General features: G+C 32.2%; 23 protein-coding genes, 2 tRNA genes and 1 pseudogene. 10 read left to right on the top strand and 16 right to left on the bottom strand.

The annotated features are described in order from the left end of the window. Nucleotides 1-105 precede the first annotated feature (105 nt). Nucleotides 106-1,233, top strand: coding sequence for a 2-amino-4-hydroxy-6-hydroxymethyldihydropteridine diphosphokinase (gene folK, locus BMY33_RS09510; protein ID WP_091407824.1), 1,128 nt, complete (start codon nucleotides 106-108; stop codon nucleotides 1,231-1,233). 1 nt (nucleotide 1,234) lies between these two features. On the opposite strand, the gene BMY33_RS09505 is transcribed toward folK, so the two are convergent. The 3 genes and pseudogenes from BMY33_RS09505 to BMY33_RS09495 all read right to left on the bottom strand — a co-directional run bounded on the left by BMY33_RS09505 (nucleotide 1,235) and on the right by BMY33_RS09495 (nucleotide 3,535). Beyond that, entirely contained in the window at nucleotides 1,235-2,548 is a 1,314-nt protein-coding gene (locus BMY33_RS09505) for a dipeptidase (protein WP_091407822.1), read from the bottom strand. Nucleotides 2,549-2,566: 18 nt separating this feature from the next. Then, the gene (locus BMY33_RS09500) at nucleotides 2,567-3,103 is read right to left on the bottom strand and encodes an RNA methyltransferase (protein ID WP_091407821.1); all 537 of its coding nucleotides are present in this window, start codon (nucleotides 3,101-3,103) and stop codon (nucleotides 2,567-2,569) included. 63 nt (nucleotides 3,104-3,166) lie between these two features. Continuing rightward, nucleotides 3,167-3,535, bottom strand: a pseudogene (locus tag BMY33_RS09495) (four helix bundle protein). Nucleotides 3,536-3,826: 291 nt separating this feature from the next. Here BMY33_RS09495 and mutS point away from each other — a divergent pair. The 3 genes from mutS (at nucleotide 3,827) to BMY33_RS09480 (ending at nucleotide 6,687) form a co-directional block, all read left to right on the top strand. Then, the gene (gene mutS, locus BMY33_RS09490) at nucleotides 3,827-6,418 is read left to right on the top strand and encodes a DNA mismatch repair protein MutS (protein ID WP_091407819.1); all 2,592 of its coding nucleotides are present in this window, start codon (nucleotides 3,827-3,829) and stop codon (nucleotides 6,416-6,418) included. Nucleotides 6,419-6,514: 96 nt separating this feature from the next. Further along, a tRNA-Gly gene (locus BMY33_RS09485) sits at nucleotides 6,515-6,586 on the top strand. Nucleotides 6,587-6,603: 17 nt separating this feature from the next. Next, nucleotides 6,604-6,687, top strand: a tRNA-Leu gene (locus BMY33_RS09480). A 166-nt stretch (nucleotides 6,688-6,853) separates the two neighbouring features. On the opposite strand, the gene BMY33_RS09475 is transcribed toward BMY33_RS09480, so the two are convergent. From BMY33_RS09475 to BMY33_RS09450, 6 genes are all read right to left on the bottom strand, one after another. Then, entirely contained in the window at nucleotides 6,854-7,306 is a 453-nt protein-coding gene (locus BMY33_RS09475; protein ID WP_091407818.1) for a hypothetical protein, read from the bottom strand. Nucleotides 7,307-7,325: 19 nt separating this feature from the next. Then, the gene (locus tag BMY33_RS09470) at nucleotides 7,326-7,556 is read right to left on the bottom strand and encodes a DUF7660 family protein (RefSeq protein WP_091407816.1); all 231 of its coding nucleotides are present in this window, start codon (nucleotides 7,554-7,556) and stop codon (nucleotides 7,326-7,328) included. Nucleotides 7,557-7,589: 33 nt separating this feature from the next. Next, nucleotides 7,590-7,985, bottom strand: a complete 396-nt coding sequence (locus BMY33_RS09465; RefSeq protein ID WP_091407814.1) for a hypothetical protein — start codon at nucleotides 7,983-7,985, stop codon at nucleotides 7,590-7,592. 155 nt (nucleotides 7,986-8,140) lie between these two features. Continuing rightward, on the bottom strand, nucleotides 8,141-9,256 hold the full coding sequence (locus tag BMY33_RS09460) for a hypothetical protein (protein WP_091407813.1): 1,116 nt from the start codon (nucleotides 9,254-9,256) through the stop codon (nucleotides 8,141-8,143). Nucleotides 9,257-9,458: 202 nt separating this feature from the next. After that, the gene (locus tag BMY33_RS09455; protein ID WP_091407811.1) at nucleotides 9,459-9,683 is read right to left on the bottom strand and encodes a hypothetical protein; all 225 of its coding nucleotides are present in this window, start codon (nucleotides 9,681-9,683) and stop codon (nucleotides 9,459-9,461) included. Nucleotides 9,684-9,881: 198 nt separating this feature from the next. Next, a complete protein-coding gene (locus tag BMY33_RS09450) occupies nucleotides 9,882-10,079 on the bottom strand; it encodes a hypothetical protein (RefSeq protein ID WP_091407810.1) in 198 nt (65 codons plus the stop codon). Between the two features lie 118 nt (nucleotides 10,080-10,197). Here BMY33_RS09450 and BMY33_RS09445 point away from each other — a divergent pair, with 118 nt between their 5' ends. After that, nucleotides 10,198-11,862 (top strand): tetratricopeptide repeat protein, encoded by a 1,665-nt coding sequence (locus BMY33_RS09445; RefSeq protein ID WP_091407808.1) that lies wholly within the window; start codon nucleotides 10,198-10,200, stop codon nucleotides 11,860-11,862. 192 nt (nucleotides 11,863-12,054) lie between these two features. Continuing rightward, the gene (locus BMY33_RS09440) at nucleotides 12,055-14,001 is read left to right on the top strand and encodes a thiol-activated cytolysin family protein (protein ID WP_091407807.1); all 1,947 of its coding nucleotides are present in this window, start codon (nucleotides 12,055-12,057) and stop codon (nucleotides 13,999-14,001) included. 566 nt (nucleotides 14,002-14,567) lie between these two features. On the opposite strand, the gene BMY33_RS09435 is transcribed toward BMY33_RS09440, so the two are convergent. The 5 genes from BMY33_RS09435 to BMY33_RS23905 form a co-directional block, all read right to left on the bottom strand. After that, nucleotides 14,568-14,999, bottom strand: a complete 432-nt coding sequence (locus BMY33_RS09435) for a recombinase family protein (protein ID WP_091407805.1) — start codon at nucleotides 14,997-14,999, stop codon at nucleotides 14,568-14,570. 225 nt (nucleotides 15,000-15,224) lie between these two features. Beyond that, nucleotides 15,225-15,542, bottom strand: coding sequence for a hypothetical protein (locus tag BMY33_RS09430; RefSeq protein WP_091407804.1), 318 nt, complete (start codon nucleotides 15,540-15,542; stop codon nucleotides 15,225-15,227). A 71-nt stretch (nucleotides 15,543-15,613) separates the two neighbouring features. Next, the gene (locus BMY33_RS09425; protein WP_091407803.1) at nucleotides 15,614-15,832 is read right to left on the bottom strand and encodes a hypothetical protein; all 219 of its coding nucleotides are present in this window, start codon (nucleotides 15,830-15,832) and stop codon (nucleotides 15,614-15,616) included. A gap of 49 nt (nucleotides 15,833-15,881) precedes the next feature. After that, a complete protein-coding gene (locus BMY33_RS09420) occupies nucleotides 15,882-17,066 on the bottom strand; it encodes a M57 family metalloprotease (protein ID WP_091407802.1) in 1,185 nt (394 codons plus the stop codon). A gap of 440 nt (nucleotides 17,067-17,506) precedes the next feature. Further along, a complete protein-coding gene (locus tag BMY33_RS23905) occupies nucleotides 17,507-17,629 on the bottom strand; it encodes a hypothetical protein (protein WP_280139532.1) in 123 nt (40 codons plus the stop codon). 374 nt (nucleotides 17,630-18,003) lie between these two features. Here BMY33_RS23905 and BMY33_RS09415 point away from each other — a divergent pair, with 374 nt between their 5' ends. From BMY33_RS09415 to BMY33_RS09405, 3 genes are all read left to right on the top strand, one after another. Beyond that, entirely contained in the window at nucleotides 18,004-19,917 is a 1,914-nt protein-coding gene (locus BMY33_RS09415; protein ID WP_091407800.1) for a T9SS type A sorting domain-containing protein, read from the top strand. A 148-nt stretch (nucleotides 19,918-20,065) separates the two neighbouring features. Beyond that, nucleotides 20,066-21,037: a hypothetical protein gene (locus BMY33_RS09410; protein ID WP_091407798.1), complete on the top strand. Its 972-nt coding sequence runs from the start codon at nucleotides 20,066-20,068 to the stop codon at nucleotides 21,035-21,037. 52 nt (nucleotides 21,038-21,089) lie between these two features. Beyond that, a complete protein-coding gene (locus BMY33_RS09405; protein ID WP_139195623.1) occupies nucleotides 21,090-21,818 on the top strand; it encodes a hypothetical protein in 729 nt (242 codons plus the stop codon). Between the two features lie 48 nt (nucleotides 21,819-21,866). Here BMY33_RS09405 and BMY33_RS09400 read toward each other — a convergent pair whose 3' ends face one another. Both BMY33_RS09400 and BMY33_RS09395 read right to left on the bottom strand, forming a co-directional pair. Next, nucleotides 21,867-24,614, bottom strand: coding sequence for a CHAT domain-containing protein (locus BMY33_RS09400; RefSeq protein WP_091407795.1), 2,748 nt, complete (start codon nucleotides 24,612-24,614; stop codon nucleotides 21,867-21,869). A gap of 70 nt (nucleotides 24,615-24,684) precedes the next feature. After that, nucleotides 24,685-26,022 (bottom strand): S8 family peptidase, encoded by a 1,338-nt coding sequence (locus BMY33_RS09395; protein ID WP_170837050.1) that lies wholly within the window; start codon nucleotides 26,020-26,022, stop codon nucleotides 24,685-24,687. A gap of 379 nt (nucleotides 26,023-26,401) precedes the next feature. Here BMY33_RS09395 and BMY33_RS09390 point away from each other — a divergent pair, with 379 nt between their 5' ends. Beyond that, nucleotides 26,402-26,974 (top strand): RNA polymerase sigma factor, encoded by a 573-nt coding sequence (locus BMY33_RS09390; protein WP_091407791.1) that lies wholly within the window; start codon nucleotides 26,402-26,404, stop codon nucleotides 26,972-26,974. The last annotated feature ends 4 nt before the right edge of the window (nucleotides 26,975-26,978 follow it).

Raw genomic sequence — 26,978 nt, 5'->3', positions numbered from 1 at the left:
AATTAGTTCATAATACTTCGCGCAAAAATAAGGTGAAGTGGTTTTGTTTTCCTTAATTTGCTCTTAAAAATACGGAGTTATTATCAGAATATAAAAAACCCGAAATTGAAAACACCCAATCATATACATATTTCATTAGGTAGTAATATCGGAAACCGGTTAGATTATCTTCAAAAAGCTATAAGAGCTGTTTATCATACTATAGGTGATGTTGTGAAAATTTCTGGGGTTTATCAAACTCCAGCCTGGGGTTTTAGCAGTGATGATTTTTATAATGCTTGTGTCTTAATAAAGACTTTTTATACAACTGAAGAAGTTTTGGATAAATTATTAGAGATTGAGAACTCTTTAGGAAGAAACAGAACAGATAAACAAGGTTATGAAGCTAGAACAATAGACTTAGACGTTGTTTTTTCCTCTGAAGGAATTATACAAACTCAAAAGCTCGTGGTTCCACATCCATCAATGCAAGATCGGATGTTTGTGCTTAAACCTCTGGAAGAAATATCAGAGGGATATAAACATCCGATTTTAGAACAAACAGTGAGTCAATTGTTAGAGAGTACTCAGGATGCATCCGAGGTAACAAGGGTAAAAGAGGTTATATTAAATCCAAAAGATGAATACTCATTATCTGCAGTTCAATATTTGACCATAGAAGGTAATATTGGTGCGGGTAAAACAAGTTTAGCTCATTTGATTTCAGAAGAGTTTAATGCAAAATTGGTGTTAGAGCGTTTTGCAGACAACCCTTTTTTACCAAAGTTTTATGAGGATATGGAGCGATACGCATTTCCTTTAGAAATGTCCTTTCTAGCCGATCGATATCAGCGATTGCAAGATGATATTGGTCAGTTTGATCTTTTTAAAGATTTTGTTGTAAGTGATTATGATGTTTTTAAATCACTGATTTTTGCCCAAGTAACGCTTCAGGAAGATGAATATAAATTGTACAAAAAGGTTTTTGATATAATGTACAGAGATTTACCTAAGCCAGGTCTCTATTTATATTTGTATCAAAATACAGAGCGTTTGCTTGAAAACATTAAAAAAAGGGGACGTGATTATGAACAGAAAATCCCTGCCGAATATCTGGATAAAATCAATAAAGGGTATTTGCGATTTATAAAAGCACAGTCACACCTTAATGTTAAGATTATAGATATATCCGAAAGGGATTTTATTTCAAACAGATTAGATTATATCTGGATTCTAGATCAATTGAAGGATTAAATTATCCTTTTTGAAGATCGCTAGCAACTTTTTGAACTTCGTCTAAAACGCGAAGTAAGTTACCACTCCAAAGTTTTTCTATTTGCGCTTCAGTATATCCACGTTTTACTAGTTCTAAAGTCACATTAAAAGTTTCTGATGCGTCACTCCAGCCTTCTATACCGCCACCGCCATCAAAATCAGAGCTAATACCTACGTGTTCTATACCAATTTTATCTACCATATAATCAATATGATTTACAAAATCGATAACATCAACGGCAGGAGGAAGGTCGTCCATTTTTTTAACCTTTGCTCTTCGTATCGCCGCCATTTTTCCTAAAAAGTCATAGTAAGTCTCTTTTTCTTCAGAACTAAGATTCATTACTTCTTCTCGTTCTAGCCAAGTTACTCCCATAGAATCGGCTATCTGTTTACCGATTTCTACTTCTTTAACGACTCTCTTTTCAAACTTTTCTGTATTAAGATATGAGGTAAAAGCTACTGTCTGAACAACACCGCCATTTTCTTTTAACCATTGTAGTTGTTCATCATCTAGATTTCTACTGTGATCACATAATGCTCTAGCCGAGGAGTGAGAAGCTATAATGGGAGCTTTAGAAAGCTTGATCATCTGGCGCATAGATTCTTTTGATGGATGAGATACATCAATCATAATACCCCATTTGTTCATTTCTACAATAACTTCTTTTCCAAGATCACTTAGTCCGTTATGTAGCCAAACGTCGTCTGCTTCTCCAGTATTAGAATCACACAGTTGACTATGACCATTATGGGATAATGACATATATCTTGCACCAAGGTCATAAAACCTTTTTATATTACTGATATCGGTTCCGACAGGATATCCGTTTTCAATACCTATCATAGCCACTTTTTTACCTGATTTATGAATGCTGCGTACATCATCAGAATTCCTTGCTAATGCTATTTGATCAGGAGCTAGAGTGTCAACTAATCGATGGATGGCATCAAATTTTGACATAGCGATTTCATGGGCTTTTTTAAATCCTTCTGTATTTAATGAATCCTGACCTGTGTATACAATAAACCAAGCTACATCTAAACCACCTTTTTTCATTTTAGGTAATGTAATCTGAGAGTTTAAATCTTGCGTGTAATTAATAGAGTCGGTAAAGTTTTTTATGTTAATATCACAGTGAGTGTCTAATGTAATAACATTCTTATGTATTTCTTTTGCCTTGGAGATTAGTTGCGCCTCTGTCATGGATTCTTCTTTTTTAGGTTCTTCTTTTTTTTGGTTGCAACCAATTAAAGTTAAACAGATGACCAGTAGTATAGAGATGTGTTTCATTATGAAATAATAATTGAGTTAGTGAGCCTTAAACTTACAAAACAAATCCCAAACTACTACTCCAGTACTTACCGAAATGTTTAGAGAGTGTTTACTACCATACTGAGGGATTTCTATAACACTATCACTTGCAGAAACTACATCTTGTTGAACACCTTTTACTTCATTTCCAAAAATCACCGCGTAGGTTTGATTAGATTCAGGATTAAAATCATGTAACATAGTAGCATTTTCTGCTTGTTCAATGGATAGAATTTTTATGTTTTCTGATTGTAATTTTGCAACCAGATCTATAGTCTCTTTTACATGTTCCCAATCTACAGTTTCTGTAGCTCCTAATGCAGTTTTCTGAATGTCTTTATGTGGTGGAGTAGCAGTAATACCGCATAAATATATCTTTTTAACTAAAAAAGCATCTGCAGTTCTAAAGACAGATCCAATATTATTGAGACTTCTAATATTATCTAGAATGATTATCAAAGGAGTTTTTTCTGCTTCTTTGAATTCAGCAACCGTTTTACGATCAAGTTCGCTGTTTTTTAGTTTTCTATTCATTTCTAAAAGTTTACAGTGTCTAGTTGGCAATATGCAGTAAATGTTTTGTGTTAATGATTTAATCTATTCTTTGACGCCAAACTTTCCGGGATTGTTAATCATATAATTTATTAGATTCCCTACTTCTAAACTTAATGAAGTAAGTTGGTCAAAAGTTTTTTGATCAATTTACTTACAAGCTAAAGAAAATTCAAGCCAAGTCTGAGTCTCTGCATTTTCCGAATCGCAATCTGTTAGTTTACTTATAAAGTGTTTAGGATATTTTCGTTTTCTATATGATTCAGAAATATTTGCAGTTACACTTCTCGAAGATCGCCTTATTTGATCAATAAGGGAGTATTTTTCCTCTTTTGGGAAGTTTTTTGTAATCTCAAATATTTTCATGGCTAAATCAAAAGATTTTTTATACGCTAGTAGATTCTTAAAATCCATATTTGTTTTGAAATTTTGTCAAAGGTATAATTTTCTTCTTTGTATGTTATATAATATTAGTTGGACTACTAAGAGGTTTTTTTGAATGTTTATTCTCTAGATATGGTTTTACGCTGCCAACTGGAAACTTAATACTACCCTCTCCTTTAGAGAAATTGTGAATAAAAATGAATAACTCCTGTTGGTTAGGTTTCAAAAAAAAATGGAGAATACCTACATTAGCCACAGTAGAAAAATTAGATACTCTTGGCACCAAAAAAAGTAAAAAAAGAAAAGAAAGTAACACCGCTAATGAAGCAGTATAATGCTATTAAGGCTAAATACCCGGATGCATTATTACTATTTAGAGTGGGTGATTTTTATGAGACTTTTGGAGAAGATGCTATTAAAGCAGCAGCGATTCTTAATATTGTACAGACCAAGAGAGGTAATGGAAGTGAACACGAAACTGCATTGGCAGGATTTCCGCATCATTCTCTAAACACATACTTGCCTAAATTAGTTAAGGCTGGAGAAAGAGTAGCAATCTGTGACCAATTAGAAGATCCTAAGCAGACAAAAACGATTGTAAAAAGAGGAGTGACTGAGTTAGTAACTCCTGGAGTTGCTCTAAATGATGAGGTATTACAGAGTAAAACTAATAATTTTTTGTGTGCACTGCATTATGGTAAAAAAGAATTAGGTGTTGCATTTTTAGATGTTTCTACAGGAGAGTTCCTGACTGCTCAAGGCGATGTAGCACAGATGGATAAATTACTACGTAATTTTAGCCCAAGTGAGGTGTTAATTCCTAAACCTAAAAAACAGGCTTTTCAAAATGATTTTGGAAATGATTTTCATACTTTTTTTCTAGAAGATTGGGTTTTTAAAACAGACTATGCTAACGAAACACTAAATACCCATTTCGAGACGACATCTCTAAAAGGTTTTGGAGTAGATCATTTACAAGAAGGTGTTATAGCTGCGGGGGTAATTCTTCATTATTTAGGAGAAACACAGCATCATAAATTACAACATATTACTTCTGTACAGCGTATTGCAGAGGATGAATATATATGGATGGATCGTTTTACAATTCGAAACTTGGAATTGTATAACCCTAATGCGGTCAATGCTGTAACATTAATAGATGTTATTGATAAAACAATCTCTCCGATGGGAGGACGTACACTAAAACGGTGGTTAGCTTTACCACTTAAAAATGTAGTTAGTATTCAAAAACGTCATGAAGTAGTTCAATACCTTTTAGATAATGGAACGCTACACCAGAAGGTCCAACATCAGATTAAACAAATTGGAGATATTGAACGTTTGATTTCTAAAGTTGCTACAGGAAAAGTCAATCCCAGAGAAATTATTCAATTAAAAAACTCTTTAGAAGCAATAGTTCCCATAAAAGCGCAAGCAACTAATAGTGATAATGAGGCCTTAAAAGTAATAGGGGATACCTTGCATGATTGCGAATTGTTGCGTAACAAAATAAAAGAAACGCTAAATGAAGAAGCTCCTGTAAATATTCTTAAAGGTAATTCCATAGCGGATGGTTATTTAGACGAATTAGACGAATTACGTTCTATTGCATTTTCTGGAAAAGATTATTTAGATAAGATGTTAGAGCGGGAAACAGAAGCTACCGGAATAACTTCTTTAAAAATAGCCTCCAATAATGTTTTTGGGTATTATATCGAAGTACGTAACACCCATAAAGATAAAGTTCCTGAAACTTGGATACGGAAGCAAACACTGGTTAATGCAGAACGATATATCACAGAAGAGTTAAAAGAATACGAAGCTAAAATTCTTGGAGCCGAAGAAAAAATTCTAACGCTAGAACAACAGTTGTTTAGTGATTTAATTATTTGGATGAATGAGTATATCAAGCCGGTGCAATTAAATGCTAGTTTGATCGGACAATTGGATTGTTTATGTTCTTATGCTCAATTAGCTGAAGAAAACAACTATACACGTCCGTTGATAGATGATTCCTATACGCTAGAAATTAAAAATGGACGTCATCCAGTAATTGAAAAACAATTACCACCAGGAGAACAGTACATAGCTAATGATGTTTCTTTAAATAAGGAAGATCAGCAGATGATTATGATTACGGGACCTAATATGAGTGGTAAGTCTGCAATATTGAGACAAACAGCCTTAATCGTCTTATTAGCACAAATGGGAAGTTTTGTTCCCGCAGATGAAGCTAAAATTGGAGCCGTAGATAAAATATTTACTAGAGTAGGAGCAAGCGATAATATCTCTATGGGAGAATCCACGTTTATGGTAGAGATGAATGAAACCGCAAATATTCTAAATAATATTTCGGACAGAAGTTTGGTATTGCTTGATGAAATAGGACGTGGTACAAGTACCTATGATGGGATTTCTATTGCTTGGGCAATTAGTGAATTTCTTCATGAACATCCAGCGAGACCAAAAACCTTATTTGCTACACATTATCACGAGCTTAATGAAATGTGTGAAACCTTTAAGAGGATTAAAAATTATAATGTAGCTGTAAAAGAGTTAAAAGATAATGTGTTGTTTCTTCGTAAACTCGTTCCTGGAGGCAGTGAGCATAGTTTTGGAATTCATGTAGCTAAAATGGCAGGAATGCCTCAACAAGTATTGCATAGAGCAAATAAGATGCTTAAAAAGTTAGAAAAATCGCATAGTAGCGAAGAGCTTACGGATAAGATAAAAGGGATTCAGGAAGAGGATGAATTACAATTAAGCTTTTTTAATCTAGATGATCCACTATTGGAAGAAATTAAGGATGAAATTGTAAATATTGACATTGATACGCTTACTCCTGTAGAAGCTTTGATGAAATTAAATGAGATTAAACGTATGTTAACCAGGAAGAAAGCTTCTACAGTGTAAAGTTTTTTACACTTTTTTGCGAAAAGACTTTGGTATTACTAGAAATGTTTTAAATTTGCATCCGCAATAACGAATTGCGAAGTTCATAAAATTACTGCGAAAGTAGCTCAGGGGTAGAGCATCACCTTGCCAAGGTGAGGGTCGCGAGTTCAAATCTCGTCTTTCGCTCTGAGGAAATATACCACGCTCGGGTGGTGGAATTGGTAGACACGTTGGACTTAAAATCCAATGTCCATTAGGACGTACGGGTTCAAGTCCCGTCCCGAGTACTTAAAGCCTTCTTAATCTTTTGATTTTGAAGGCTTTTTTGTTTTTAAGCGTTTCTTTTTTTGAAAAAAAACACCTTAGTTCGATTACTACAACTTTGTGAGAAATGCATTTTCGGTAAGCTTGGTACAGTTATTAGGAATAGAAGACCCTAACATAGGCAGTTTACTAGACTTTAGTTGTATAACTCCTTCCTTTCAGAATAGCTAAAAAAATATTTACTACAAAAATGATTTGTCCTATACTGATAATCAAAATAAAGAGCCAAATAGATGAATTGGGGATATGAGAGTTCGTATAGTAGCTTTTGCCTAAAAAATAGTCTACTAAAAATTCTTGGATGTTATTTATCAAGATAATTCCAACCGTAAAAATTAAATGTAAAAGATTTAATAAGGTTACAGTTTTAAAATTGAAACGTTCTAACAACCAATATATAAAACCAGTTAGGCCAAAAAGGATACTTACTAAAATCATTAATTGTTGTCGCGAAAAAACATAATAAGTGTCATGAATATTTATATCTAATGTTTGATCAGCTTCATAATAGGAAAGAAGTAATAATAAAGGAATAATACCCCAGAAAAGTAAGTATGGTTTTTTTAGTAGTTTTGATAACATCTTATTTTAAACATATTGATTATTCATACATAGAAGCTCCTTTGATAATATCTGCAAATACTTTCCATTGAGCTTCATCTGCATTAATACCTTGATCTGTGTTTTTATAATATTGCTGAACAGCATCGGAATATCGTATCATAGCTTCTAAAAAATCTTCCATCTTATGGTTTTCCCAATTCTCTGGATACTCTTTTAAGAGACCTTCTAGAAAATTAATAAACTCTTTTCTACTGTGAATATTAATCATTCTGTATGTTTCTATAGTTTTATTGAACTTTGTTTATGTTTTTAGTATTGTATTTCTATAATCAATCCACTTTTTAATATTGTCTTTGGATTTTTTGATATTAAAAAAATTTGGAGTTGAACCATCCGCAGCTTTCAAGTTAAGTGTTTCCAAAATATTCCCAATACAAGGTAGTGCTAATTCATTTCCTCTGATATGCATTACAAAACCATTTATAACTTCAGAATTCCCCATATTAAACTCTATAGAAAAAAACTCGTTTTCCAGATAACCCCAAGAAGGATCAGAAAAATTCACCATTGGTTCTATCATCTTAATTTGCTTGATTATTTCAGATCGCTTACCAATAAATTTTGGTTTAAAATCATCGGGAATCTCATCTAATGCATTAAATTTCCCCCAATCCTGTACGTACAAATCCCAACTCATATTGATATTTTTTTATCGTTTTATTGAACTTTTAGTTTACTGTGTCGCACGGAAAACATTTCCGCGCTATCGGGTTCGCATCATACTTCTTTAGTTTTGATTTTTAATAAATTAAATTCCTATGAAGTAATAAATAAAAGTATGACACAATTTAATTACTTCGAATGGTTTCTAAATGCTTGAACCGTTTGGTAAATTCCATACAATACTAAAATCTTAGTAAATAAATGTAATAAGTATACAATTATGCCCGCATTATTCTCTTGAAGCCAGTTTATATTGTACAAAGGGGATAAATTGCTAAATATTAAAGGAATTAATTTCTGATTAATATTGTAAAGAGAAGTATCAAAAAGCAATAATAAGACCCCAATAGACCCCGCTATATTTACAATGAATGTAAACACAGTGGCTCTGATCCAATTTATTCCAAATTCATTAGAAATAGCATTTAAAAATAGAAGGAATCTTTCAGGAATATTTTTTAAAAGACTAGATCTATTAAGAGATCTTCGAATTATTTTTTGTTCACAAACCAATGCCCTTTGATAATCATATTTATTTCCTTCAATCTCAAATGACTTTTTAATTCTTCTTATAACATTAATATCAGTGTTTCTAGCATTACTAATATTCAAAAACCTTATATCGACTTTTTTCAAAGTGTTTTCGGAAATATTAACGGATCTTGAAATGTTTATTTTATAGATAAATGCCTCATCTACATTCTCAGCATTAAGATTATCTAGTTTATTGAATAAAGTAAAGATTTCAAACTTACAAAGTCTAATATTATAAGACTCTAATGAGCATTCTAATGTTAATATACGAATTCGTTTATTGAGATTTAGTAGAACTAGATTTGAAACAACAACATTACTAAAATGTATGTTGTCCATCATACTATTTGATATGTATACCTTCTTAAATCGATAATTAACTTTTGCATTAACATAGTAATGTCTGGAATGAGAGTTCATATGCAACCCGTTTAGACTAGCATCTAATATCCATATATCAATATCGACATTAATTTTTTTACTTTCAATATCAATATCTTTACTAACCAAAATTCTATCAAAATCATCTATTTCAATATCAAGATCAATTTTCTCATTATGTAATTTAAATTTTAAAGTATAACTTGAATCTTGTTCATCTACAATATTATTTTTTTTAAATTCGAAATGTTTTTCCAGAGATTGCATTCTACGTAATAATCGTTGATTTGCTTCATGCAATTTAAATGGATCCTCTAGTAGTTTTGACATCGAAAATGATTTTTAACTAAAGATATAAAAAAGCCGGTCGACATATTTGATTTTCTATCTATAATTTGTAGTACTTTCAGGGATATACATGAAATAAATTATTGTTCTACAGCAATATAGAAAGCAATTACGACAGCAGTACTAGTAACTTTTATTGTTCTCTTAGTCATCGTTTTATTGAACTTTTACTCTAAAAGCTAAATTAGAAATTTGGTGACTTCGTAAATATACCTGAAGCTCCCGTTTCATCAACTTCGTGTTCTATTTTTTTTATGATACTTTCTCTTACAATGTTTTTTATTTCTACTTTTCTCGGAATTCTATTCCGATGTATAAAACCTGATATTTTTTGATCTGAGGCTAATGATTTATATCTACTTTTAATATACGGTCTTGCGCTATCAGTTGGATTAAATTTCTCATTCAAATATTCAATCTCATCATCATATAATTCTCGTACAGTTCCATCACTATTTACATATACATATTCAAATCCATTTTCTTATGGACGCAATGGAATAAAATATCGCAAATAAACAATTCCTATGCCCAAAATAATTATTCCGATAACAACTCCGATTAAAATAAATAAAATACTCATTGTTAATTATCGTTTTATTGAACTTTATGTATTAATTGTTTCTACTATTCCACTAATTAATGTCAATATCCCAAGAACTAATATTATATAACTCCATAATTTCATGGATATATAGAAAAAATGATTGTTCATATGAATTTTTTCTTTTTCTCCATCTACTATTATATAGTCTTCACTTGTTAAATAAGTCCAAATACCTGAGATTAAAAACCAGACACCCATTACAATTTGAGAGTCATAATTTGAAGTAAATATGAAAGTATTCTAGGGAATTTTTTTCGAATAGTTATAATTATATTTGCTATTACAATTATACCAACAAAATATATACCCCATCTTAATGAATAGACAAAGATTAATACTTTTGATAAGTCTCTTCTGTACCCATTTTTTTTTCAGCCAGGAACAGGAAAGAAAAGAAGAAATCAGGCGTATTGAACAGGAAATTGAAAACGCCACTTCTGATTCTATTCGATTAAATCTTAAAGAAAAGCTAGCCAATCGCTTGGCATTTTTTGACAGGGCAATTGCACAAGAAATATTTACTGAAATTGAAAAGGCCATTAAAAATAAAGGGTATACCAGTCCGTACTATCTAGAACTAAGAGCAAGAACGTTATACAGTCTGTCGAGCACCTCTTCCAATTTAGGAAATTACGCCCAATCTCTAGAATATGCCAATCAAGCTTATGAACTCGCCAAATCAATACAATACAATAGAATTGCAGGAAAAAGTATTAGTAGTATGGGAGCTGTGTATCACAGACAAAATGAATTAGAAAAGGCAAAGTTACACTACAAACGAGCTTTGGTTATACAAGAAAAAGACACCACTACCAAAGGGCAAGTGATCTCATTAAGCCGTTTGGGAGCAGTGTATGCTAAAGAAGAGAAATATGACTCTGCACGATATTATTTTAAAAAGTGCGCAGTGCTGGACACTATTAAAACAAATGTTATTAGAATGAAGGCTAACATAGGCAACACCTATGCTAACGAAAAAAGAAACGATATTGCTGTAAAAATCTTTGAAGAGAATTTAAAAATCTTAAAAAACACCGATGAATATCCACATATAGCCAATAATCATTTGAGTATGGCTACATCTTATCATGAGCTAGAGGAGTACTACAAGGCTACTGTACATATTGATAACGCTATTTTTTATGCCAAAAAAGTGAATGATCATCTATTGCTAAAGTATTCATACGAAGAAAAAGCAGAAATTGATTTCAAGGCCGAAAGATATAAAGATTCTCGTGAAGCTTACTTAACCTATAGCAAATACAAAGATTCTTTAGTGGATGAAAATAGAGCCAGACGTTTTTCAGAATTAGAGTATGCTTACCAATTTAAAAATGAAAAAAAACTAGCTGCTATAGAACTTGCCAATGCCAAAACTAAAAAACAACTTTATTTCATATTGTTTTTCGTAGTACTATTACTTGCTTTGGCTTCCATTTACTTTATTATCAGAAGAAATCAGCAAAAAATTGTATTAGCAAAAAACAAATTGGAACTCAAAGAAATGGAGAAACTAAAGGCTGACCTAGCCTTGTCCAACCGCGAAAACGAGCTCAAAAAAGTGGTAATCGAAAACTCTATCACCGAAGAAGTACTTAATAAAACTTTAGGTGATATTAAAGAAATCATCACTTTTCAAAATGAAACAGAACGACAAGTAGCCTTACGTTCTTTATCTGCCGATTTACTTTCTGAAAAATCATCACAAAAATCGACATCCAATATAAAAACCTATGTGGATAAGGTTCATATGGATTTTAAAATATATCTGGATGCTAATTACCCTAAATTAACACCAAAAGATAAAGAGCTTATTTATCTTATGAAAGCAGGGTTAAGCAGTTCACAAATAAGTAAAGTGCTGAGCACGACTTTACCCGCCATTCGATCTAATCGATATCGTCTCCGCAAGAAGTTAAACTTAGCTTCGAATGAGGATATTATCGTCTTTCTCGATCAAAAGAACTCATCGCAAGAATAATAATACGGTATTTTAAATAGCTAACTTACAGTTTTTTAAGAAAACGTCACGGTTTTGCTACCCCCTTTGTTTTTGTAATAAAACACTCTTGTTATAAGTTTGTCGCAGTATTAATCAATTGGAGAAAAGTGAAATACTAAAAAAGGGCTGCAGACCTTATATAGTAATAAATCCAATAAAATGTAAAACGAAATGAAAACACATTTATTTACCAAGGGACTTTTGGCCGTGGCTATAGGTGTAACAACCATAGTTTCTTGTACAAAGGACGAAATTTTAGAAAATGAAACAGAATCAATAAACGAATCCAATCCTACTACGATAAGTGCCAAGGTGATCGATCTGGGAACAGGAGACGATAGTTTTTTTGATGTATATCCAGAATCCAGGGAGACAAAGGTCATAGAAACGACTCAATCTAAAGAAGATAGAGAGGTAGAAGAAAATGGAAGCATGGTTACCAAACGTATAGTTTGTACGACCGAAAAGGTAAGTGTAGAAGATGGTAGTACTAATTTTCAACTGTTTGGAGGATTAACAAGCGATGTTGTTTTTCCTGGAAACTTACTACAGGGTAAAACCGTTGTGGATCCAGAAATTGTTACTCCGAGCATTATACCGGTAAAACGCGCTGGAGGTACCATTTCTATAAATGTGAATGGAGGTGTCGGCACTCCGAGTGTTACAGTAGACGAAGTAAAAACGAGTACAATACAAAGTGCAATCAATCAAATTATCAATTCTGCTTCTGGGGAAGTACCTGCCAATTTTAATCTTTCGATTGAGCAAATAGAATCCGAGAGGCAATTAGCTTTAGAAATGGGATTAACTTTTGAAGGATGGAAGGCAAAAGTTGAATCAAGTTTTAAGTTTAGTACCGAAAAGCAATTTAATAGAACATTAGTAAAACTTACACAAACGTTCTATACGATCAATTTTGATACTCCAACACGTCCAGAGGATATTTTTGCCAGTGATGTTACCCAAGAAGAATATAAACCCTACATTGATCAAAACAATCCGGCTACTTTTATTTCGTCGGTAGCATACGGTAGAATTTTCTATATGTTGGTAGAATCTACCTCTAGCCGTCAGGAAATGCAGACTCAGTTAAACTTTGCATATGACGGGTTTGGGACAAGTACTCAAGGTTCTTTGGATGTAAGCGCTTTTCAATCTCTAAAAGATTTAAAAATCACGGTAGTTGCATATGGAGGCGATGCTTCAGGAGCAATAACATTAGCAGGAGAAAATTCAGTTAACAAAATTGCTCAAAAATTAGCAGAGGGTACCAAGATCGAAACGGCATCACCGCTCTCTTACAAGGTACGCAGTGTTTATGAACCATCTAGGGTGGTAGGCGTAAAATTAGGGACAGAATTTGATGTAGTAAATTGTGAAGTAAAGGGTGTTTTACCTCCCGAAGCGTATAGAGGAATGGTTGATATTTTTGAAGATGGTATTGGAGCTATGGTACGATTAAAATATAGAACGATTTTGTTGTACAACCTGGCAGGTGATAAATATGCATTTTACAATATCGATCTGGGTAAAAAAATACACGAGGGCATTTTTGATCATAACGATCCTAATGCACCGTTGGGGGTAATGCCATTAGATGGAGTAAGAGCTGCTTATCTAGAAACTTTTGAATCTTATAGATATAAGGGGATTCACTTTTTTGATATGTCTGGTACTTTTACAGCTACTATGAGATTTGACCCATCTACTATCAACTCTACCGCTATACCTCAGAATATAGGGGCAACTTACAGCCAAGAAGTAAGACAACCGTATAAACGCCTATTGGGTAGTGGGGATGGATTTGACAAAATTAATGGAGAAGCTATTGATGCAGCCTCATCTATTTATTCGGGTACTTGGAACCCTACTCACACCATAAATAACTTTTATATGGTTGAGGGAAGAATAAGAGCTGATAGGCATAGGAAAAGAGGAAGGGGATATTGGTGGGATGATAGAAAAAGCGTAAATACTCAACTTATAAAAAGCGTAGGTGCAATCGTTCGATTTACGGAAGGTAATGATAAAAAGTATATGGGCATTGACACCGATGGAGAAACTATGATTATCTGGACACACCTTAAAGAAGCAGAAGGACCTTTTGTAATGAAATAAATCACATAATATTTCGATCTGAAAAAAAAGAGGCTGAATAATTCGTTTTTTAATTGAGAATTTAGCCTCTTTGTTTTAAGGTGAATGCAAAGCGTTGGCTATATATTTTTTAAAAATCAGTAAATAAAAACTTGGTATAAAAATTCTTTTTTACACCAAGTTTTTATCATTATAACAGTATTTATCACAATACACTTTGAATTCGATATCAACCATAATATATGTGAAACTATTATTGTTTGCAAACTAAAGCAATACTAGAAAGATTTAAGTAGCTTTATGATATTTTAGATGCCCTCTATGAAGCTTTTTAATTTAATAAGTATATTTTTTCTCTTTGGATCAACTAGATTTTTTGAATAAACAAAACATTTGAGATTGATTCATATAAAGTAGCTTATTATTTTATATGTTTTTTGCAATAAGCATTATCGACATCTTGATCTTTATCCCAAAACATCGCTTTGGAATTAATATCGACTAGTTTCATAATTTCAGTAATAGAAAGCTGATTTTTTTCGTCTCGGTAATAGGTCTCCGTTAGAATGGCTTTTGCTTCAGCTTTTTTACTTAGCCCTAATTACAGCGCCTCCTCTTCTGGCACTTTCCTGTCCAGCTAATGTCCTTTCTACAATGATATTGCGCTCCATTTCGGCAACTGCACTAAAAATGGTAAGTACAAATTTTCCGTGAGCAGATGTTGTATCTATGAAAGGCTCCTGTAAAATTCTAAAGCCCACTTCCAATTGTTCAAATTGATCAACGAGCTTTAACATATGCGAAACACTCCTAGCAATTCTATCCATCTTCCAAACGATAACTACATCTTCTTCTCTCAATTTACTTAAGAGTAAATCCAGACTTTTCCGATTCGCTTTTGCTCCTGAAGAAACATCTTTGTAAACATTTTTTTCTTTTACACCTGCTTTTAACAAAGCATCGATTTGTAAATCAAATTTCTGAGATGGGGTACTTATACGTGCATATCCAAATAACATATCGGTTCATTTAAGTGTTAAATCGTAAACTTATAAAATGAACCGCTTTATTGAACTTAATGGGCTTAGAGGTGGAATTTATGGGATCCCGCAAGATACTTTCGCAAGCTCAGTATGCGGGATTAATTCAACTTACGGATTTGAGTGCGTTTTTCAGACTTCTCAAATTCGAGTTTCATTAAAACCACCGTTATAATAGAATGGATTTATTGAAATAAATAAAAATCACTCAGACTGATTATAACTACTCCAAGTTTTTGTTTCAACCTCGTATTCATATAGCAACATTTTTTCTTGAAATCTTTTAGAAGTAAAATGGAAGCGCCCATATTTCTGGATCAATCCAAATAATACTCTTTTGATATAATAATCGTCTTTTGACATATCAGGAATGCCATTAAGCATAAAAATGCCTGTACTCATTTCGGCTCTTCCTTTTTCATTAGAAATTACGAGAAGCCCTTTCTTTTTGGCATCAGCATAAAAAGAGTCAAACAATTCTTTATCTAAAATGATATTTTCCTTTACTAAGATCTTTTTCATTACTAGGATTTATTCCTATTCAAAAGTATAAAATTTGGAAATATTCCAATAAGAAAGATGTGAACAGAATTTTATTTGTTAAAAAGTCTTTTTAGAATTCCCTTTTTCCTATCCAAAATAACTGTAAACAGACTATCCGCTTGTGATCCGTAGTTATGAAATTTGATTTCGGCTACTGCTCTTTTTCTACGAAATAGATTCCAAGGAGGCTTACCTGGTTTTTGTAATAGTAGTCGAATTATTGATATATACTGAAAAAACAAAAATCTATGACAACAATAAAGTGTCATAGATTTTATTTTTGTATTCTACGATTAAAAATTGATGATAACTATTTCATTAAAAACCAAAACCGCCTCCATCATCATTACATTGATTGGCTGTAACGAATATTGTAGCAGAACGACTGCCAAATGAGTTACTCACTTTTAATGTTAGTCTATAGTTTCCGGGCTGACTAGCTATCATGAGTATTTCTTGATTTGGTCTTACAAATCTATCAACTATGAGATTCGATGAATTAGAAGTAAGTTCATATGTGTCCGCTCCCGGAGATACTGGAAGCATATACCTATCAGGCTGTACAAACACATTGGTGCAAATTGTCGGATCAGGGTTTCTTGTACGTACTATTGGTAAACCTACCCACGGATATAAATGTTTTAATGCTACTACATCGTAAGTGCCAAATTGTCCATTTTCGGATGTGCTAAAACAGGCTAGCATAACTGAAGTCGCATCAAAGCCTGTTGGCGTTCCTGGGATATGATTTAATCCATTGACATTAGGTAATCCATTAGGGTTAACCGGTTCTACACCTTGTAGTTCAGGGGGACAACTTTGTCTACCATTCCAATCTGTATGACGTAAACCTAATGTATGACCGATTTCGTGCATCCATATATGTGTTAACACTAGAGAATTATTACCACTAGCTCCTGTAAACATCCTTACTTCTGGCCCTGGATTTCCACCAAATGGAAAATCAGCTTGCGCACCATTCCTTGGATCGAAAACTTGTATAGCATTAATGTCTTTAGAATTATCTTTTGTGCCAAATGTTAATCTAAATCTGAGCCCAATACCTACATTGTTATAATTTTCTATTGCTTTAAGAAGGGCATTCTTTTGAGCATTTGTAATAGCACCAGAACCCTGAGTAACCCCTCTAACAGTAATCTCTCTATCATTATCTACAATATTATTAGAATTGTATTGTTTGGATATACTTGCAGCGCCAATCATTTTATCTACTTGATGAGCAGCTATCCGTATATCTTCTTCTACGATATAATACTTCTCAGCGATACCTTTAGATGTTATTATCTCAATCAATCGTAATCCAGTGGTATTGAATTCGAGTTTTTTAATCTTTAAAATGTCATCTTGAGTAATTTCTAGTTCTTTGAAATCAGATGATTCTATTATCAATTCCTCATCGGATGTTAATTCTTCTTGAGAACATCCAATTAGTATAGAAAAGAAAAGAGTTAATAAAAATAGGTTTTTAAATGAATTTTTCATTCTTAAGAGTTTTTAATGATGCCTTACCTTATTTTTAGGAGTGTTCAGGTCAAATTCTTCTCCCTTCTATTATCAATCACGATTATTAGTGATACCCAACAATATAGATTCTTATATGTTAATGTCTTAATCTTTAAATATATTACCTCTAAAAATGAGGTTTTTTCCAAAATTTTTATGACTTAAGAAATTTCTTCTAAGTTATAATTGAAGGAATTCTATTGTATAGACGTAATAAATAGATTTATAGCTTATTTATTAAAAAGCTTTTTCAGTAACCCGTTCTTGCGTACCAAAACAACTGTAAACAATCTATTCGCTTAGGATTCGTGATTGTAGAATTTGATCTCCTTTCCATTTAAAATAAAGAACACTTAATAATATTACTAATGCAATTGGTAGTGACTTCGAAATCGTTTTGATAAGATTAAGATAATAGATCATACCGTTTCTATTTGGAGTTGCTGTTCTGATTCTTGAGCCTCTTTAGTTCTAATAATTTCTTTAGTAGAAATATTGTATTTGACCCCTGTAATACCATATCGGTTTTTAGTAGTCACCATTTTAGAGAACTTTAATTTTTAAAATAGATTAATTATAATTAACTAAACAGTCATTAAGATTTATTATTACTACTCCCCGTTCTAATTTCAGATTCATACTCATCTCCGCTCTTCTTTTTTCATTAGTGATTACCAAAACACTTTTTCTCTTTATTACTTCACTTATTCATCGATTTATATTACTGATGATTTATTATGAAAAATCATCTATTTTAAAAAAAAATAAAAACCCAGGGTAACATTTAGATATAAACATACTCTTCCTACCAAATAAGCAATTGTTTCTAGGTCTGATCAACCTGTATAATTTTTTGTGAAGCAAAACGCGGCAGCCGAAAAGCGTATGAGTAGGCATTTCTTTTAAAACTAATACAATGAATTTTAAAAATATTTTACTACTATTTTTTACAATAGTATCAGTTAACTTGGGGGTAGCACAGAATCTAGTTACTAACGGAGATTTTTCTAATTACAATACAAATTGTAATGATTATAGTTTTGCGTTTACTACCACCAGCAATAATTGCGTTCCTAATTGGAACTCCTTTTCTGGGAGTCCTTCATTGCACGGCGTATCGTCTAATCCACATGCTTGGATGTGGTCAGGAGGTTCCACTAATCATTATGAAAGTATACAAACTCCTATCGCATTTGAGAACGGAAAATGTTATACAGTTTCTTTTAAAGTAAGAACTAATGATAGAGGTAATCAAGATATAAGTGATCACGGTACTATAAATGTAAGAGCTGTTAATTTTCAGAACGGAACCATCCTTAATGAACAAACTATTTTTTCTAATACCATAGGCACATATTTAGGAAACAACTGGCATTTGGTTACAACTACATTTACACCTAATGCAAACTATGCTAGACTTTTAATAAATCCGCTATATACAGGAGGAGTAAAGCAGGCAGAAATGGCAATTGATGATATAGTGATCGAAGAACAAAATCTTGAAGTAAATTTTCATTTCGAAGATTCAGATTCCAATACTAAAGATACTTTTTGCGATGGAGAGACAATTCTATTAAACGGAAGCGCTTCTCAGGGAGAGGTTCGTTATTTTATAGATGCATGGAGAAGACCTACAGGAAGTACAGGTAATTTTCAGTACGTATCTGGATTAGGTTGGACTACAGGACAATTGCAAACAGTTAATTTAACGACACTATTTGCAGGCAATAATGTGAATTTTGAAGCTGGATATGAATATGAAATCAAAGTAGCATTGGGTAATGATTGTATCGGATGGTTGCCTTTAACCAAGCGATTTACAGTATTGCCTAATGTAGGATTGGATTCTAATTTTATCATGAATACTAGCTGTGCTGGTAATGGAACCATTACAGTACAGGTAACTGCAACAAATCCAAATGCGTATCAATGGTGGGGATTATTCGAAACACCAACTTCTATTGCTAATGGAGGTACCCAAATAGGACCTATCCAAGGTGGAACAACGGTAACGTTTAGTGGATTAAGCAGAACTAAAAATTATTATATCAAACATGGAGTTTGGAAAGATTCTGATGAAAATTGTTATCCGTGGCAAGAAACTAGAAAAATTATTCCTAGTTCTGTTAGTTGGGCTGGATACACTACTGATTTTGCATTAAGTGTAAGTTCTAATTTTAATGGTCAGGTAAGTGTAAATGTGCAGGCAGATAGCAATCCAGTTTCAGTATATCATGGATGGCAGGTGTATGATGTAAACCATAATGTAATCAGTGGATTTTGCTGTAATTCTGATGTGGCTTCTTTTCAAGGTCTTTTAATAAATACCTGGTATTATGTGAAGCATGGAATCTGGAATGATTGCAAAGAATGGCAAGAAACTAGAAAATATTTTAGAGTTCAGATACAAGAAAGTGAAAATAATATTGGAGGTTTTATTTTAGAAACTAAAGAGTATCCTTTTGAGCCAGATAGTGCTTATACCAAAGAAATTAATGAGTTAGTTAATTCGGGTGCTATTTATGAACTATATGAAGAATATGAAAGAGAGAATTCTTCAGATGATAAAAATACCGATCTATCTAAGTTAGAGATGTATCCTAATCCGGTACAGTCAGGAAGTACACTTACCATTTCGGGATCTTTTAATGATCCAATTAAAAGTATAGAACTGGTTGAGCTTTCTGGAAAAAGTACCCCGTTATCTTTTTCAGTTCAGAAAGAAAATATCCTTTTGGAGATTGATTCTAGGGTTTCTAAAGGAATGTATTTTGTTAGAATTATAAGAAATTCTGGTGAAGTAATTACCCAACAGTTAGCAATACAATAGAAATTTAAGAAACTAAAAACAACCATTTGATGAATTAAGTATATGGTTTGTCAAATGGTTTAATTGAATGATGGGATATATGTTTTTTATTATATCCGCATTGTTTCAAAAACTTTAAAAAGTAACTAATATTTATAAAAGAATAAAAATGAAAAATATTTTAAGAATAATAGTTTTAAGTACGTTGTTGATTGCTTGTACGCAGGATGATACTGTTTTACAGCAAGAAGAAACTAGTATTAATACTAAAGAAGAAACTAAAGAGTCTTCTATGCTCAGTTTTGATTCGCAAGATGAATTTAAAGAGTTTATTGCTCAAAAAATGGAGTCGAAAGAAAACCTTTTAGATGAAGCAAGAATTGCTTTCGAAGAACGAGGAAGACTATCATTATTGTTAGTGTATAATAGTTTAGAAAAAGAGGAGGCTGAACAACTTGGTCTAAAAAGGGAAAATATTGCAAAGGTGGATTCTCCGGATAGTATGTTGCTTTTTTTACTAAATGAGAATGGAGAAATAGGAATAGAAGATAAAATCTTTAGAATAGATGGAGATTTTGTCTACACCTATACACGAGGATTTGGAAAAGTAATTAATGAATTTATTGCTGCAAATGCCAAAGGTGATGTGAAAATCCAAGACGGTGAGACGATCTCTTTTGGAGAAAATCTTACAGTATTTAAACATGAAAATAAAATAGAAGAAATCACTGAAAAATCAGCTTTTACAACAAAAGTGATTCGTGAATTTAATGGAAGAAAGGCGAGAATGATTGCTAAGCAATGGAATGGACATTGGGCTTTTTATAGCTCGATAGGATCTGTTACAAAAACGCAAGAATGGTCAAAAGTGTTATGGTGGAATGATTGGAAAGATGTAAAAACTGATAATAGATTAGAGTTTGAAGCGTCTTGGTATGCGCAAGATTTTTTTGAAGTATCTCCTCGAATAAAATCAAAGTCTAGTCATAATTATTGTAACTGTTATGAAGCCATAGATGTATATGATTGGAGTGCTGGTTTTATACCTGCAGAATTTACTCCAAGATCAGGGGTTACAAAACATTGGTCGCATTGGTATCCTGCTACTCCTAATACGGTAGGTACTTGGATTTACTACTAGTATTAGCTTATTGATAACAAGAAATAAACATTAAAAATAAAAACTAATGAAAATGAATCACAATATTTTAAAAGGAATTCTATGCGTGCTTTTTGCAAGCTTCATTCTTTCTTGTAACAAAGAAGAAATAGAATCTAGCGCTTTACAATTTAATACTAGTAAAGAAGCAGAAGAGGTAACATCTATGTTTAGTATGGATGCACGAATTGCAAGTTTATATGCTTTACAATATGCTAAAGCTATTGATCCAGATTTTAGATTTGTACCTGGCACTCCGAAAACGCCTAAATTTATAACAGGAAAAGGTGTAGCATCATTTATTGATCTAAATGAATTACCGATTGAAAGAGAGGAAATATCTTTTATTAAGGAGATTCTGTATAAAGAAGATAGTCGAGCTATTTTAATTCAAGAGGTATATGATAGAAAGAATCAAGCAAAAGTGAATGTATTATATATTCCTTATCCGACAGAAGTAAATGTGCCAAAAGATTATGTGTTTCAAGATGGAGTGTTGATTGATGATTTTCAGGCTGCTTATTTGCCACCGTATCTTTGGGCCTCAATAGGATTAGATGGTGCAGGAAGTTATTGCAGCTGCACTATTACGTTAAGGAACTTTAATACTTTATGTAGTGCTTGTCCGGATTTGTCAACTAACTTTTTAACGGTATTTGAAGATTACTTTGAAGGTGATGATATTGATAATTATGATGAGGTTTTAAATAATTCTATTGCGATTGATAAGGTTCCTATTGGTGGAAGTATATTTAATTTGTAATAAGTAAGAAATCATACTACTTTGATAGAAAGGCTAAAATGATACTATTTATTTAGCCTTTCTATTTTTCTTTTTAAAAAAATAAAGACTTGTAGCGCCAATTACTAGCATCAAAAGAATGAAAACGATATAGGGCTTAAACGAATTTTGATCTAGTGAAATAGGAGTATTATTACCAATAAGTATTAACGAACCCCAATAAAAAGGAGATAATTCGCTACCGTCGTGAGTGTTTAGGTAGTGTAGTTTAGCATTTCGTAAAGCGGAAGATTTTGTAGACCCTTTATCGATGTTTTTATAAAAGTCAATCATCAATTCTTGATTTGCTTTGTCATTTACAGACCATAAAGAAGAGACTACGCTATTGGTACCTGCATAGAAAAATCCTCTGGCTAGGCTCATAACACCCTCGCCTTTGTTGATTTTTCCTAAAGAGGTTTTACAAGCACTTAGCACTACCATTTCTGATTGATTTTTGGTGGCGTATATTTCTTGTAATGTCATTTTTTGATCTCTAAAAGCAATCCAAGGATTTGTTATAGCTCCAACATCAGCATGTGTAGATAGGTGTAAGATATTGTATTTGTCAAAATTGCTAATAACACTATCCTTAATGCTTTTTTCTTTTAATAAGATATCTCCAGAAACGATATCGGATATGTTGGTCACTTCCTTTTTACTATGAATTAAAGAGCCTAAATTATCCATCTTAAAATCTATTGGCGCAACACCTAAAAAATTGAGTTCAGGATTTCTGTTTTTGTTTTTATTTTGATCTAAATAACTCATAGAATAAGCATACCTAATTTCGGTGTCTTTAATTAAATAACTATGATCATGTTCTGACGTAATTAAGGTCTCAAAAGAGAGTTGTTGCAATGCATAATCAGGAATGATTGTTACATTTTTTTCTTTAATTGCTGAATAAACATCCTCTGGAATAAGTTGATTAAAAATTCGATATGCTGTTTTCTGATACGCCGCTAATTCTTGTTGATTTGTAAACCAGGTAGTAACTTGATGGTTTGCGATACTGATATCCCGAATTAATTCTTTTGGATTAGAAATCTCGAAAAATATGGATTTGCCTTTCGTATGAAGAATTCCATATCCTTGATCATCATTTAGAATATATTGTAATACAACTTCTTTGTCTGAAATAAACTTCGTTGTAAAATTCGAGTAGGGTAGAACCTTAACTTTTTGCTTATTAATTGCGTACTCGGGATACTTGATATTAAGAGAGTCTACAAAGACCTCATAGCTGCGCTTATGTTGATAGATTTCTTTTTTCACTGCAAGAATACTATCTTTTGATGTATTATCTAGTATATTTAATTTGTTTTCTGATAGATAGATACTTTGTTTTAGAAAATATTCTCTACTAGCTAGTTCCGAAGGCAGTTTGGCATTATCTTTTGCTTGTTCATTGGTGATATCTTCTAATAAGAGTATCGCCTTGTTTTTTTCCATAAAATAATAAGCGTCTTCAGATTTTTTTAATAGAAAAGATACTTCTACAGCTTTCATGTACAAAGATGAAGCTTGTTCTCTCCAATATAACTTAGATTTATATTCAGAGCTTTCGAAACGAATAATATCAACTAATTTATCTGCAATTTTAAAAGTTTTTAAAGCCTGTATGAGATGATCGTGGTTTTTGTCGTGGTGATAGTACTGCATCCAACCATTGGCTTTTTGGATTAAGTGATTTAGAGTATAGTATTTATTAGGTATTAGTTCTAAGTTTTCTTCTTTAATAATGTCGTTGTAATCATAGGTCTTAGTTGGATCAAAAGTATATTGTATAGCTTTTTGGTAGAACAGTAATCCTTTTTTGAATTCTTTTTTGGTGATATAAAAATCACCAAGATTTTCGTAGGCAGGCGTATAACTGGGATTATATTTAATTGCTTCTTCCAAATGCAGTTTGCTACTATCTAATTGTTTTATTTTTAAAAATGCAAGCCCTAAGCTATTGTGCGTTATGGCTCTATAGTTTGAATCCAGAGGGTGTAATCTACTAATGGCGTTAGAGAAATTGGTAATGGCTTCACGATAGTTTTCTGTTTTAAGAAGTAGGTTTCCTTCTATTTGGAATATGCTGTTTTTTTGTTTTACAGGGTTGTAAGAAACGGATTGTAGTATAGAATCCGCTTTTTGAAGACTTGACTTAATTTTATTTGAATGTCTTTTATACCCCATAGAAGAGTATATGTCGGCCTTGAGCAAATAGAAATTAACTCTTTTTTTATCATATTTAGAATTATTTGGACACAACCCAATAGCTTTTTCTATAGTGCTTAATGCTTTGTGGTAGTCCCCTATATTTTTATATGCTATAGAAAGTTCTGAGTTAGCAACTATTTTTTTATCAAGTTGCCCTGTTTCAGATAACCGTATGAGGTAAGTAATAGCTTTAAAATATTCTTGAATTCTAGAATTGAAAAACCCTAAATTATATAATGTTTTATCTAGTGATTTGGATGATTTAATTTGTAGGCTATCTTTAATTGACAAGGATTTTTTTGTAAACAAAATTGCTTTACGAAGGTTTTCTATTTCATTAGTTTTTTTCCGTTTTTTAAATAGAAAGACTCCATAATCATGATAATTGTCGGCAAGGACTATATCATATTGCTCGTTTGTGTGTTCAAAGAAAGAATCTATTTTGCGCTTCTTCAGTTCCAGATCTATAGATAAATTCAATAGTTTATTAAACTCATCTTTGTCTTGTTGCGAATATATGGTGAAAGGAATAATATTTAGTAGCAAGAAAAAAAGTGTAATTTTCATACTTTAAAAATATGAAAATTACACTTTAGATAAACAATGAAATGATACTTACGATTTTTTTGCTTTTAAACTATCTTCTAATGATCACTCTACCTTGTTGAATAAAATTTTGTAATCCTTGTACCCTATATGCGTTATTTAATATCGCGTTATTGAGCTGTAATGAAGTGAGCTCTTTGTCATATAGTTTTCCGGCAACAGCTGTTATATAGGCTGCGGAAAAAGAGGTTCCTACAGGATTAATTGTGAGGTTTGATTCGGTATCCATAGTATAGAAATACCCATTTATTGGAGCAGCTATGTCTATAGTCGATGGGCCATAATTTGATTCTACTATAGATATGAAATCTAATAAATCTGGCATCTCCACTTGCTCACTGACCTCAATTTCATAACCGCCAACTCCCAAAAGATTCTCTATTGCATATCCAGATGGAAAATGAGCGATTTCTTCATCAACATTCAACCTTCGATTACCAGCAGAAGCAATAAATAATACAGTGTTTTCCATAGATTCAATGCTGTTTTTTAGAATTTTTTGTTTTTTTAAACCATACCATCCAAAACTCATATTTACAATATCGATATTATTTAATTTCGAAATATAGTTTAAACTACAAACGATATCATAGTAACTGCCACGCCCATTCTCATCAAAGGCTTTTATAGATAATAATTGATGTGGAATTTGATTAGCTGTTAATTCGGAATTAATGATTTTTGCTACTTTAGAACCATGTCCATTATCATCTCTCATATCTTTATCGTGATTTACATAATCCCATCCAGAATCTCCAAAGCTTCCATTCGATTCACCCCTTGTACTGTATAATATAGGATCATTAAAATAATCATAGTCAATTCCTGTATCTACTATTGCAATATTTACATAATCAGGATTGGTTGATGATATTATTTTGTCCCCTAAACGACTACTGTAATGACCAGATAAAGTCTTATTGGCAATAGTTATGTAGAATTGATAATCAAATATAGCTCTGCCTTCTTCAACTTCTTCTTCACCAGAGTTATCTTCGTAATTAGTTACTAGATTTTCTACTAAGTGTTGTACTCCCATAAAATCTGCATATATGGTATCTATTGTCCATAATTCTGGCCCTTGGGGATCGCAGTCACAAACTTCCTTCTGTAATATTTTAAAATCATAAGTTTGCTCAAGATCAGATCGCAGGTTCTTTTTTTGGGTCTCGTTTAAAGTGGAATCCGTAAATTTTACCACAACTTGATTTCTAATGATTTCCGGTACTATAGGATTGTTAGTAGTGTTTTTTTCTAAAACTTCTCCGAAACCAGTGTTTTGAGTTATAATATCTTCATCAACGGAGCATCCCCATACTCCGATTAATGAAACGCATACGCATGCTACAATTACAATACTTTTTTTCATGATAATTAGTTTGTTTTTTAAAATGTGTAAAGTCATATGATATATTACTAAACCACATTTTTAGTTGATATTCATAGACCGGATTCGAAAATAGTAGAAATGTTACCCAAATATTTAAGATAATTTGTTTAAATAGTATAATTTGATTTGGCTTTGAAATTATTTTTTGATGTTAATTATTTGATTTTAAGTGTGTTTAAGTAGTGTTTTTATGCGTTTTATAGATGATTATATTTCCCTTTTTCTTTCTTAAAAAGTCAATTAATAAGAGCAGTTAACCCATAAAAAAACAGTCTTATTCCCCTAACAAAGTTTCACGAATTATAGTTATGTTTGTGTTCTTCGTATAGAAATTATTCTATAATTACTTAGAGATTCCATGGCAAATAAAAAGCTTGATGATTACCTGTTACAGAGCCTTAAATCCGGTAATGATAAGGGTATTAAGGAAATATATAATAGGTTGTATCCTAAAGTAAAGTCTTACATAGTTAGTCACGATGGATCAGAAGATGATGCAAAGGATGTAATGCAAAAAGCATTGTTACAATTATCTGCCAGAGCACAGGATGAAAATTTCAAGATTACTTCTAGTTTTGAAGGGTATTTTATAACTATCTGCAAGAATTTATGGAGGCGAGCTTCAAAATTATCTAAAATGAGGGTAACAAATGAAGGAGTTATGGATCTTGTTCATGAAGAAAGAGAGATAGCTTTGGCGACCTATGAACAGGAGAAGTGGGAGTTGTTTCAAGAAAAATTATTAGAAATATCGCAGAATTGTAGAGAAGTACTAGCATTTTTTTTTAATAAAGTACCTTATGTACAAATAGCAGAAAAGCTAGGGTATGGATCAGAAAATACGGTAAGACAACGGATTTTTAAGTGTAAATCGAAATTAAAAGAAGCGATACATGCCGATATGCGTTATAACGAATTAAAAGAGTTTTGAATAC

It is taken from the genome of Aquimarina amphilecti (genome assembly GCF_900109375.1).
Taxonomy (GTDB): domain Bacteria; phylum Bacteroidota; class Bacteroidia; order Flavobacteriales; family Flavobacteriaceae; genus Aquimarina; species Aquimarina amphilecti.
Note: the sequence above shows the minus strand (reverse complement) of the source record. Positions and strands in the feature narration are given on the sequence as shown.

What these genes read in the sequence shown, in the direction of transcription:
- BMY33_RS09505 (WP_091407822.1), bottom strand. Translation starts at nt 2,548, where the DNA reads ATGAAACACATCTCTATACTACTGGTCATCTGTTTAACTTTAATTGGT.
- BMY33_RS09500 (WP_091407821.1), bottom strand. Translation starts at nt 3,103, where the DNA reads ATGAATAGAAAACTAAAAAACAGCGAACTTGATCGTAAAACGGTTGCT.
- mutS (WP_091407819.1), top strand. Translation starts at nt 3,827, where the DNA reads ATGAAGCAGTATAATGCTATTAAGGCTAAATACCCGGATGCATTATTA.
- BMY33_RS09475 (WP_091407818.1), bottom strand. Translation starts at nt 7,306, where the DNA reads ATGTTATCAAAACTACTAAAAAAACCATACTTACTTTTCTGGGGTATT.
- BMY33_RS09470 (WP_091407816.1), bottom strand. Translation starts at nt 7,556, where the DNA reads ATGATTAATATTCACAGTAGAAAAGAGTTTATTAATTTTCTAGAAGGT.
- BMY33_RS09465 (WP_091407814.1), bottom strand. Translation starts at nt 7,985, where the DNA reads ATGAGTTGGGATTTGTACGTACAGGATTGGGGGAAATTTAATGCATTA.
- BMY33_RS09460 (WP_091407813.1), bottom strand. Translation starts at nt 9,256, where the DNA reads ATGTCAAAACTACTAGAGGATCCATTTAAATTGCATGAAGCAAATCAA.
- BMY33_RS09450 (WP_091407810.1), bottom strand. Translation starts at nt 10,079, where the DNA reads ATGGGTGTCTGGTTTTTAATCTCAGGTATTTGGACTTATTTAACAAGT.
- BMY33_RS09445 (WP_091407808.1), top strand. Translation starts at nt 10,198, where the DNA reads ATGAATAGACAAAGATTAATACTTTTGATAAGTCTCTTCTGTACCCAT.
- BMY33_RS09440 (WP_091407807.1), top strand. Translation starts at nt 12,055, where the DNA reads ATGAAAACACATTTATTTACCAAGGGACTTTTGGCCGTGGCTATAGGT.
- BMY33_RS09435 (WP_091407805.1), bottom strand. Translation starts at nt 14,999, where the DNA reads ATGTTATTTGGATATGCACGTATAAGTACCCCATCTCAGAAATTTGAT.
- BMY33_RS09430 (WP_091407804.1), bottom strand. Translation starts at nt 15,542, where the DNA reads ATGAAAAAGATCTTAGTAAAGGAAAATATCATTTTAGATAAAGAATTG.
- BMY33_RS09425 (WP_091407803.1), bottom strand. Translation starts at nt 15,832, where the DNA reads ATGACACTTTATTGTTGTCATAGATTTTTGTTTTTTCAGTATATATCA.
- BMY33_RS09420 (WP_091407802.1), bottom strand. Translation starts at nt 17,066, where the DNA reads ATGAAAAATTCATTTAAAAACCTATTTTTATTAACTCTTTTCTTTTCT.
- BMY33_RS23905 (WP_280139532.1), bottom strand. Translation starts at nt 17,629, where the DNA reads ATGGTGACTACTAAAAACCGATATGGTATTACAGGGGTCAAATACAAT.
- BMY33_RS09415 (WP_091407800.1), top strand. Translation starts at nt 18,004, where the DNA reads ATGAATTTTAAAAATATTTTACTACTATTTTTTACAATAGTATCAGTT.
- BMY33_RS09410 (WP_091407798.1), top strand. Translation starts at nt 20,066, where the DNA reads ATGAAAAATATTTTAAGAATAATAGTTTTAAGTACGTTGTTGATTGCT.
- BMY33_RS09405 (WP_139195623.1), top strand. Translation starts at nt 21,090, where the DNA reads ATGAATCACAATATTTTAAAAGGAATTCTATGCGTGCTTTTTGCAAGC.
- BMY33_RS09400 (WP_091407795.1), bottom strand. Translation starts at nt 24,614, where the DNA reads ATGAAAATTACACTTTTTTTCTTGCTACTAAATATTATTCCTTTCACC.
- BMY33_RS09395 (WP_170837050.1), bottom strand. Translation starts at nt 26,022, where the DNA reads ATGAAAAAAAGTATTGTAATTGTAGCATGCGTATGCGTTTCATTAATC.
- BMY33_RS09390 (WP_091407791.1), top strand. Translation starts at nt 26,402, where the DNA reads ATGGCAAATAAAAAGCTTGATGATTACCTGTTACAGAGCCTTAAATCC.